This is a genomic window from Actinomadura darangshiensis (assembly GCF_004349235.1).
In the GTDB taxonomy this organism is placed as follows: Bacteria; Actinomycetota; Actinomycetes; order Streptosporangiales; family Streptosporangiaceae; genus Spirillospora; species Spirillospora darangshiensis.
The window spans coordinates 1-10240 of sequence record NZ_SMKY01000311.1 but is presented as its reverse complement, the minus strand read 5'-3'; the positions used below and the strand labels follow the sequence as shown (position 1 = coordinate 10240).

Below are 10240 nucleotides of genomic sequence, written 5' to 3'. Positions count from 1 at the left end.
CCCCGGCCCCGGAGAACGCCCCCGCCTGATCAGCGGGCGCTGGGCTCATCGTGGCGGGCGGCGACAGCACGTACCTTCCTCTCAGGAGAGTTGCGGGCCAGGACCAGGACGGCGGTGAGGCCGGTGAGAGCGGCCAGGGCGAAGGCGGTGCGGATGCCCGGGAGCGTGTAGTCCGTGAGGGACCACGTCGTCGTGGCCAGGGCGGGGCCCAGGGAGAAACCGAGCTGGCGGGCGAGGCTCTGGGCGGCGCCGGCCGTGCCCTGTAGCGCGTCGGAGGCGCTGGACATGAGCATCGTGAAGCTCGGGCCGGCGAGGAGGCCGGTGCCGGCGCCGATGACGGCGAGGCGCCAGCTCAAGTCGGCCGGCTGCCAGGCGGCGGAGGCCGGGACGAGGAGGAGCGCGCCCGCGGTCGCGACCGCCGCGCCCAGGGCGGCCGTGCGGGACGTCCCCCACCGGTCGCCCAGGAAGCCGCCGAGCGGGCCGGCGGCGACCAGCGCCACCGGCAGCGCCAGGATCGCGGTCGCGGTGGCCACCGGTGACAGGTGCAGTGTCCGCTGCAGGTAGAAAGGCGCCAGGAACTCCACGACGGAGATCAGCACGGCGTTCAGGAGGATCGCCTGCACGGGCGCCGCGGCGGCCCGGACGCGCATGAGGGCGCGGACGGGGCCGCTCGACCGCGTCCGCCACCAGAGGAGCAGGGGCGGGGCGGCCGCCGGGGCGAGGACGAGCCAGGCGGGCCCGTGGCTCGCCGAGAGCGACAGGGCGAGCAGGAGGGCGGCGGCCGCCCCGCCGAGCAGGACGGTCTCCGCCGCGAACGCGCGGCCGGGCGGCCGAAGGGCGTCGGGCGCGAGGCTCGTCAGCGCGATGAGCGCCACGACGGCCCCGGCCGGGACGTTGATGTAGAAGATCCACGGCCAGCCCCACGCCTGGACGATCAGACCGCCGAGCGGCGGCCCGCTCACCGCGCCCAGCGGGCCGAGGGTCATGACCAGGGCGCCGGCGCGTCCGGCCAGGTCGGGGCGAACGGCCCGGACGGTGATGGACGGGATCACCGCGAACAGGATCGCGGCGAAGGCCCCCTGCACGACCCGCGCGGCGACCAGGTACGGGAGCGCCGGGGCCGCCCCCGCGGCGGCGCTGGCGAGGGTGAAGCCGCCCATGGCGAGCAGGAGCGCGGCGCGCGGGCCGGTGCGGTCGAGCCAGCGGCCGGCGGGCAGGGTCAGTGCGATCAGCGGCAGCAGGTAGCCGAGGACCACCCATTCGGTGGCGGAGGTGGGGACGCCGAAGTCCCGCTCGATGACCGGCAGGGCCACGTTGACGATGCTGGTGTCGAGCGTCGCCATGAAGACGACGAGCCCGCAGCCGATGACCGGCCACCACTGGTTCCGCTGGGCCAACAGGACCCCTCCATAACTTCACAGGATGTGTACTTCGATTGAAAGTACACAGCATGTGCAGTTCTAGGCAAGGGCGGGGTTTGGGAGCATGGAGGCGTGGCGAGGTCGATCGAGGAGCCGAGGAACGCGCGGAGCCGGCGTTCCCGGCTGGCGCTGCTGCGCGCCGCGCGCGAGCTCGTCGAGGAGCAGGGGATGGCGGCGACGACGATGGCGGCGGTGGCGGAACGGGCCGGGGTGTCGCGGCGGGCCGTCTACCTGCACTTCAAGTCGCGGGCCGACCTGATCAGCGAGCTGTTCGGCTACGTCAACGAGGTCGAGGACCTGGAGGGCCGGTTCGCGCCCATCGGCGAGGCGCCGGACGCGGTGACGGCGCTGGAGGTGTTCGCGCACCGGCACGCCGAGTTCATGGCGCGGGTGCTCGCCGTGTCCCGGGCGGTGGAGCGGGAGGCGGGCAGCGACCCGGACGCCGCCGGGCACTGGGAGACCGCCATGTACTGGCGGTACGAGACGAACCGCGCGCTGATCAGGCGGCTGGACGAGGAGGGCGTCCTCGCCCCGGGCTGGACGGTCGACACCGCCACCGACATGCTCCTCGCGCTCATCTCGAACGGCGTCAGCGGGACGCTCCTCGACGACCGCGGCTGGACCCCCGGGCAAATCGGCGACCACATGGCCCGCCTGCTGCGGTCGGCCTTCGTAACGGGAGGGTAAGACGACCGCAGTACCCCCGTTCGGGGGTGGCGTGGGTCACCTGGATGGCCAACGATCCTTCTGACCGGGTGTCCGTGCGGCTACGAGGAGAGACCATGCCCGCAGTCGAGTTCCGCGCGGCGCGCGACTTCCTGCTCGCGCATCGCGACGACTACGCGACCGCGTACGAGAAGTTCCGCTGGCCGGTGCTGACCGGCTTCAACTGGGCGCTGGACTGGTTCGACAAGATCGCCGACGGGAACGACTACCCCGCGCTGTGGATCGTCGAGGAGGACGGCTCCGAGGCGAGGTACTCGTTCTCGCAGCTGGCGCGGCGGTCGAACCAGGTCGCGAACCTGCTGCGCCGGTCGGGCGTGCGGCGCGGCGACCGCGTCATCCTGATGCTCGGCAACCAGGTCGAGCTGTGGGAGACCGTCCTCGCGACGATGAAGCTCGGCGCGATCATGATCCCGTGCACGCCGCTGCTCGGCACCGCCGATCTGCAGGACCGGCTGACGCGCGGCAAGGCCAGGCACGTGGTGGTCAGCTCGGCCGACACCGGGAAGTTCGACGGCGTCGACGGCGACTACACCAGGATCGCCGTGGGCGACCCCGTGGAGGGCTGGGTCGGGTACGCCGACGCCTACGAGGAGGGCGAGTCGTTCACCCCGTACGGGCTGACGATGTCGCGCGACACCCTGCTCCTCTACTTCACGTCCGGGACGACGGCGCAGCCGAAGCTGGTCGAGCACACGCACGCGTCCTACCCTGCCGGGCATCTGTCCACGATGTACTGGATCGGGCTGCGGCCCGGGGACGTCCACCTGAACATCTCGTCGCCGGGATGGGCGAAGCACGCGTGGAGCAACATCTTCGCGCCGTGGGACGCCGAGGCGTGCGTGTTCATCTTCAACTACACGCGGTTCGACCCCGACCGGCTCATCGACACCCTCGAACGGTGCGGCGTGACGAGCTTCTGCGCCCCGCCGACCGTGTGGCGGATGCTGATCCAGGCCGATCTGGCGCGGCTGGCCACGCCGCCGCGCGAGGTCGTCGCGGCCGGTGAGCCGCTGAACCCCGAGGTGATCGAGCGGGTCCGGGACGCCTGGGACCGGACGATCCGCGACGGCTTCGGGCAGACCGAGACGACCGTCCAGATCGCCAACACGCCCGGCCAGCCGGTCAAGCCCGGCTCGATGGGACGTCCCGTGCCCGGCTACCAGGTGACGCTGGTCGACCCGCTGACCGGCGAGCCGGCGGACGAGGGCGAGATCTGCCTCGACCTCGAGGACCGCCCGCTCGGGCTGATGACCGGCTACCACGGCGACGAGGCCCGCACCGACGAGGCGATGGCCGGCGGCTACTACCACACCGGCGACATCGGCTCCCGCGACGAGGACGGGTACATCACCTACGTCGGACGCGCCGACGACGTGTTCAAGGCGTCCGACTACAAGATCTCGCCGTTCGAGCTGGAGAGCGTGCTGATCGAGCACGAGGCGGTCGCGGAGGCCGCCGTCGTGCCGTCGCCCGACCCGGTCAGGGCCGCCGTCCCGAAGGCGTACGTGACGCTCGCGAACGGCTGGGAGCCGACCGCCGAGACGGCGAGGGCGATCTTCGCGCACAGCCGGGCGCAGCTGTCCCCGTACAAGCGGGTGCGGCTGCTGGAGTTCGCCGAGCTGCCGAAGACGATCTCCGGCAAGATCCGCCGCGTCGAGCTGCGGATGAGCGAGATCGACAAGCACCCCGGCCCTGTTTCCGGTGGGGGGGCGACCCCCCACACCCCCCGGAACGGCACGGACGACAGGCCGGACGGCGAGTTCCGCGAGGAGGACCTGCGATGACGCTCTCCTACGCGTCGGCTCTCGCCAGCACACCGCTGCTCGGCGACACGATCGGCACGAACCTCGACAGGACGGCCACGGCGTTCTCGGAACGGGACGCCCTCGTCGACCGGGCGTCCGGCCGCCGCTGGACCTACGAGCAGTTCTCCGACGACGTGGACGCCGTCGCGCTCGGTCTGCGCGACCTCGGCGTCATCAAGGGCGACCGCGTCGGGATCTGGGCGCCGAACTGCGCCGAGTGGATGCTCGTCCAGTACGCGACGGCCAAGCTCGGCGCGATCCTCGTCAACATCAACCCCGCGTACCGGGTGCACGAGCTGGAGTTCGTCCTCAACCAGGCGGGCATCCGGACGCTGGTGTCGGCATCGGCGTTCAAGACGTCCGACTACGCGGCGATGATCGAGGAGGTCCGGCCGAAGTGCGCCGCGCTGCGGGACGTCCTGCTCATCGGCACGCCCGGCTGGGACGCGCTCGTCGAGTCGGGCCGCACCGGTGACACCGCCGTCCTCGCCGAGATCAGGCGGACGCTGACCGCCGACGACCCGATCAACATCCAGTACACGTCCGGGACGACGGGCTTCCCCAAGGGCGCGACGCTGTCGCACCACAACATCCTGAACAACGGCTACTTCGTCGGCGAGCTGTGCGGCTACGACGAAGAGGACCGCATCTGCGTGCCCGTGCCCTTCTACCACTGCTTCGGCATGGTGATGGGCAACCTCGCGTCGACGAGCCATGGCGCGTGCGTCGTCATCCCGGCGCCGGGGTTCGACCCGAAGGCGACCCTCGAAGCGGTCGCGGCGGAGCGCTGCACGTCGCTGTACGGGGTGCCGACGATGTTCATCGCCGTCCTGAACGAGCCGTCGCTGACCGGCCTCGACCTGTCCAGCCTGCGCACCGGGATCATGGCCGGGTCGCCGTGCCCGGCGGAGGTGATGAAGCAGGTCATCGACCGGCTCGGGATGGGCGAGGTCGCGATCTGCTACGGCATGACGGAGACGTCCCCGGTGTCGACGCAGACCCGCGCGGGCGACTCGCTGGACCGGCGCGTGTCCACGGTCGGGACCGTCCTGCCGCACCTGGAGGTCAAGGTCGTCGACCCGGAGACGGGCGTGACCGTCCCGCGCGGCGTGCCCGGCGAGTTCTGCACCCGCGGCTACTCGGTGATGCTCGGGTACTGGCAGGAGCCGGACAAGACGGCCGAGGCGATCGACGCGGCCCGCTGGATGCACACCGGCGACCTCGCGGTCATGGACGGCGACGGCTACGTCAACATCACCGGCCGGATCAAGGACATGGTGATCCGCGGCGGCGAGAACGTCTACCCGCGGGAGATCGAGGAGTTCCTCTACACCCACCCCGACATCGTGGACGCGCAGGTCATCGGCGTCCCCGACGAGAAGTACGGGGAGGAGCTGATGGCGTGGGTGCGGCTGCGCGAGGGCGTGCCGGGCCTGACCGCCGGGGCGCTGCGCTCGTTCTGCGAGGGCAGGCTGGCCCACTACAAGATCCCGCGCTACGTGCACGTCGTGGACGAGTTCCCGATGACGGTCACCGGCAAAGATCCGCAAGGTGCAGATGCGCGCCGAGGCGGTCGACATCCTCGGCCTGGAGGACCCCGACGCCGGGCACGCGTGACTTTCTGTGCGTGCGGCCTTTCGTGACCATGGTCACGCAGGGCATGCTCGGGATATGGGCGATGATGTGGGGGCCGTCCGGTCGGCGGTGCTGACGCTGCAGCGCACGACCGGTCTCCCCGTGGTGTTCGGGGGCGCCCTGAGCGGCCAGGACCGGCTGCACATCACCGAGCTCGTCGGCAACGCGACCGACTCGCTGAGCGGCCTGGTCGTGCGCCACGGCAACGGGCTCGGCGGCAAGGCCATGGCCATGGGGCGCCCGGCCTGGGTCAGCAACTATCCGTGTTCGGCGGCGATCAGCCACGACTACGACAAGCCCGTCGGCCGGGAGGGGCTGCTGTCGATCGTCGCGGTCCCGATCGTCGTGCGGCGGCGGTGCCGCGGCGTCCTCTACGGCGCGCTGCGCGAGCCTCTGTCGCTCGCCGACCGGGTCATGGGGGCGGCCGTCGAGGCGGCCCGGGAGGTCGAGCAGGACCTCGCCGTCCAGGACCGCGCGGACGAGGCGCTCGCCCGGATGCGGCCCGGCACGTCGGCGTCGCGGTGGGAGGAGGTCCGGGCCGTCCACGCCGAGCTGCGGGCGCTGGCGGAGGAGGTCCGCGACCTGCCGACCCGCGACCGGCTGCGCGAGGCGTCGCTGCGGCTCGCGGCGGCCGGGCTGGACGAGCCGGACGGCCCGCGCCCGGTGCTGTCGCCGCGCGAGCTGGACGTCCTGTCCTACGTCGCGATCGGGTGCACGAACGCGGAGGCCGCCGAACGCCTCGGGCTGCTGCCGGAGACGGTGAAGAGCTACCTGCGGTCGGCGATGCGCAAGCTCGGCAGTCACACCCGGCTGGAGGCGGTGACCGCCGCCCGCCGCGCCGGGCTGCTCCCCTGACGTTCGCGCTTCGCCGCCCGCCGGCCCGCGAGCGAGGCGAGCGAGGCGGCGAGGGCCGTCCCGCCGAAGGCGAGCATGACGACGGTGAGCGCGTGCGCGTGGCTTCCGGGGACGCCGAGGTAGAGCGTCCCGAAGACGGCGACGCCGGCGACGCCGCCCAGCTGGAAGTTCATGTTGATCAGGCCGCTGAGGTCGGTCGCGTACTCGGCCGGGACGTCCGCCGTGATCCGTGCGAGCTGCGGCGCGAACCCGAGGCCGAGCCCGAGCCCGCCGAACCCGAGCAGGACGATCAGCGCCGTCCCGTCCGCGTGCGACAGCCCGACGGCGACGTAGACGGACGCGAGCAGCAGGTAGCCGGCGACCGGAGCTCCCTCCACGACCCTGGCGGGCAGTCGCGGCACGAGCGGCCCGGCGATCCCGAAGGCGGCGACCCATGAGACGAGCACCATCCCGGAGAACAGTGCGCTGCGTCCGAGCCCGTCCTGCACATAGAGGGCGAGGACGAACAGCATCGCGTAGTACGTGCCCGTTGCCGCACCCAATGCCCCGAGCGACCACGCCACGACGGGACGGGTGAGGACGCCCAGGTCGAGCAGCGGCGACGCGACCCGCCGCTGCCGCCGGACGAAGAGCACGAAGACCGGCACGCAGGCCACGAGAGACACCCACGTCCAGACCGGCCAGCCCGCCTCGCGCCCGAACAGCAGCGGGACGATCCCCAGCAGCGTCGCCCCCGACAGCAGCCCGACCCCGGGGAGGTCGAGCCGCGCCCTGCCGCCGGCGCTGTCAGCGGGCAGGAGCCGCACGCCCGCCAGGAGCAGCACGATGCCGACCGGCACGTTGACCAGGAAGATCGGCCGCCAGCCGAGCCCGAACAGGTCGGCCGAGACGAGCACGCCGCCGAGCACCTGCCCGGCGACGGCGCCGCCCGACAGCGCGACGGCGAGCATGCCCTGCGCGCGTGCACGCGCCTTGCCGGTGAAGTGGATCTGGATGCCGGACAGCACCTGCGGCACCATCAGCGCCCCGGCCGCGCCCTGCGCGAGCCGCGCCGCGACCAGCGTGCCCGTGGCCGGGGCCAGCCCGCACGCGAGCGACGCCACCGTGAACGCGGCGAGCCCGGCCAGGAACATCCGCCGGTGGCCGCGCGCCGCTCCGAGCCGCGCGCCGGTGACGAGCAGGACGGCGTACGCGAGCGTGTACCCGGACACGATCAGCTCCAGGGCGCCGCCCGACGGGTGCAGGCCGTCCTGGATGGAGGGCCCGGCGACGTTCACCACCGCGATGTCGACGTTGACCATGAACTGGCCGGTCAGCAGTACCGCGAGCATGAGGGCGGGCCGCCGTGGTTCTGGGATGGAGAACATGGCGGGTCAACCCCGGCCGCCGCCACCGGGTTGCGGTGGGGGGCGGCCGAAGGGCCGGAGGGAAACCGCGGGGCCGCGCGGTCTTCCGGTGGATCGGGCCCGGCGACGGGGTCAGTGGCGGGCGGCAGGACGTCGTCCAGTGCAGATCGGCCCCCGTGGCGCACTGCCTGGACAACGGTCACCACTCGCCGGCTGCGCCGGGCCGTGATCGCACGGTCGTCCCGCCTCGCGTTCGGGCGGGGACGTCCGGCCCCGATATGCACAGGAACCGTAACACCTCGGCGAACACGAATGTTCATGGTAAATGGATTTCCTTCCGGACATCGATCACGTTGGTAGCTTGTGCGTGTGGACGACTCCGACGGCTTCACCTCGCTGCCGCGCGGCCGTCATCACCTCAGCCGCGCGCAGGTCTCCGCGTCCCAGCGGGACCGGATGCTCCAGGGCATGACGCAGGCGGTCGGGGAGAAGGGGTACGCCCGCACGACCGTCGCGGACGTGCTGAAACGGGCGCGCGTGTCGCGGGAGACGTTCTACGAGCACTTCGCCGACAAGCAGGCGTGCTTCCTCGCCGCCTACCAGGCCGCGGCGGACCGCATCATCGGCGAGGTCAACGACGCGCTCGCCGCGTCCGGTGAGCCGGTGATGCAGCGGCTCGAACACGCGCTCGGCGCCTACCTGCGGGAACTCGCGGCCGACGCGGCGGCGGCCCGGACGTTCCTGCTGGAGGTCTACGCGGCGGGCCCCGCCGCGGCGGCGCTGCGGGTCACCGTGCAGCGCGGCTTCGTCGACATCGTGGACGGCCTGCTGGGCGAGGACGAGCGGTTCCGCGCGCTGCCCGATCCCGAGTTCGCGTGCCGGATGCTCGTCGGCGGCATCGCGTCGCTGGTGACCGGGATGGTCGCCATGGGCCAGCACTCGGCCCTGCCGGGCTTGCGCAAGCCCATCCTCGCCCATGTCAGGTCGCTGCTGACCTAGCGGCCCGCGGCTCTCACGCGGCGGCCCGCCCGCCGACGCCGACGGCCGCGGTGTCCGTCCCGGCCGGTCCGCTGCGCCGCACGCCCAGGTAGAGCGCGGCGCTGACCAGGACCAGGCCGGCGTCGAGGTAGATCGCCGTCGTCCAGCCGCCGGTGGCGTCGCGGAGGGCGCCGCTGACGACCGGGCTGGCGACGGCGCCGATCTCGGCGACGAGGTTCCACATGCCGAACGCCGAGCCGTGGTTCTCCGGGCGGACGAGGTCGGCGGTCAGCGCCTGCGACATCGGCTGGACGGCGTTGAGGAACAGCCCGGTGCCGAACATCAGCGCGCCCATGACCCACAGCGACGGCTCGCCGACCAGTTGCAGGTAGGCGCCGAAGAGCAGGACGAGGACGCCCTGCCCGACGGTCGCCACGATCAGCAGGTTGCGGCGGCCGAAGCCGCGGCGCTTGGCGATGTCGGAGAGCCGGCCGCCCACGGGGAAGCCGATGATGCCGGCGCCCGCGTTGAACGCCGCGGTGAGCCCGGCCTCGGTCAGCGAGCTGTCGGCGGCGGACGAGACGATCGCCACCGACCAGTACCCGAACAGCCAGATGCTCCACAGGATGGAGATCGCCGCGATGTAGACGAGCATGGTGTCGCGGTCGCGCAGCGAGATCGACAGGTGCATGCCGCCGCGCCGCCGCATCACCGCGACGATGGCCAGCGCCAGCACGATCTGCGCCGCCGCGGCGGCCCACTCGGGGATGCCGAGCCGGTCGCTCGCCCAGAACAGCGTCATGATCAGGGCGCAGAACACGGCGGCCATGGCGGCGAGCCGCGCGAACGGGGCCCGCAGCCGCAGCGGGCGTCCGGCGAGCCGGCGCATGAACCGCCACATGAAGGCCGACAGCACGAGGGTGCAGGCGCCGAACACCAGGAACGGCAGCTTCCAGGCGTGCTCGCGGCCGAGGACGTCCTCGCCGAGGTCCAGCAGGGGCGGTGCCGCGATGTTGGCGGCGGTCAGCCCGAAGGCCAGGCCGGTGATCGCCACGCCGAGGCCGAGGCTGCGCTTGTGCTCGGGGGTGTGGGCGACGACCAGCGACCGGTCGTTGGAGTAGAAGGCGCCCTCGCCGAGCCCGGTGATGACGCGGAGCGCGACGAACGTCAGCAGCCCGGCGAAGACGCCGCTGGCGATGGTCGCGACGCCCGCCCACACGAACGACACGGTGAGGACGGCGGCGTGCCCGAACCGGTCGCCGAGGTGGCCGCTCGGCAGCTGGGTCAGCATGTAGCCCGCGAAGAACAGGCTGCCGATCAGGCCGCCGAGGGCGTGCGGGTTCTCCGCGGCGCGCAGGAAGTCGACGTCGTTGTCGATCATCCAGGTGACGACCGGGCCGGTGATCGCGCGGTCGGCGTAGGCGAACATCCAGCCGGCGAACAGGACCAGCCAGAGGGTCCGGTAGTGGGGGAC

At 72.5% G+C, this 10240-nt stretch carries 7 protein-coding genes and 1 pseudogene; 5 read left to right on the top strand and 3 right to left on the bottom strand.

Features of this window, described 5'->3' with window-relative positions; genetic code table 11:
* Positions 1-29: 29 nt before the first annotated feature.
* Complete coding sequence (locus E1293_RS39310; protein WP_132203948.1) at positions 30-1397, bottom strand: MFS transporter; 1368 nt, start codon at positions 1395-1397, stop codon at positions 30-32.
* A gap of 96 nt (positions 1398-1493) precedes the next feature.
* Here E1293_RS39310 and E1293_RS39305 point away from each other — a divergent pair, with 96 nt between their 5' ends.
* The 4 genes and pseudogenes from E1293_RS39305 (at position 1494) to E1293_RS39290 (ending at position 6442) form a co-directional block, all read left to right on the top strand.
* The gene (locus tag E1293_RS39305) at positions 1494-2108 is read left to right on the top strand and encodes a TetR/AcrR family transcriptional regulator (RefSeq protein WP_132203946.1); all 615 of its coding nucleotides are present in this window, start codon (positions 1494-1496) and stop codon (positions 2106-2108) included.
* 95 nt (positions 2109-2203) lie between these two features.
* The gene (locus tag E1293_RS39300; RefSeq protein WP_132203944.1) at positions 2204-3931 is read left to right on the top strand and encodes an AMP-binding protein; all 1728 of its coding nucleotides are present in this window, start codon (positions 2204-2206) and stop codon (positions 3929-3931) included.
* Positions 3928-5569: pseudogene (locus tag E1293_RS39295) on the top strand (AMP-binding protein). Before E1293_RS39300 ends, E1293_RS39295 begins: the two are co-directional and overlap by 4 nt.
* A 54-nt stretch (positions 5570-5623) precedes the next feature.
* On the top strand, positions 5624-6442 hold the full coding sequence (locus tag E1293_RS39290; protein ID WP_132203942.1) for a helix-turn-helix transcriptional regulator: 819 nt from the start codon (positions 5624-5626) through the stop codon (positions 6440-6442).
* Here E1293_RS39290 and E1293_RS39285 read toward each other — a convergent pair.
* On the bottom strand, positions 6388-7809 hold the full coding sequence (locus tag E1293_RS39285; RefSeq protein ID WP_132203940.1) for an MFS transporter: 1422 nt from the start codon (positions 7807-7809) through the stop codon (positions 6388-6390). The genes E1293_RS39290 and E1293_RS39285 overlap by 55 nt on opposite strands.
* Positions 7810-8157: 348 nt before the next feature.
* On the opposite strand from E1293_RS39285, the gene E1293_RS39280 reads away from it, so the two are divergent.
* On the top strand, positions 8158-8787 hold the full coding sequence (locus tag E1293_RS39280; RefSeq protein WP_132203938.1) for a TetR/AcrR family transcriptional regulator: 630 nt from the start codon (positions 8158-8160) through the stop codon (positions 8785-8787).
* 13 nt (positions 8788-8800) lie between these two features.
* Here E1293_RS39280 and E1293_RS39275 read toward each other — a convergent pair.
* Positions 8801-10240: MFS transporter (locus tag E1293_RS39275; protein ID WP_132203936.1), on the bottom strand; the 1440-nt coding region annotated here is incomplete at its 5' end.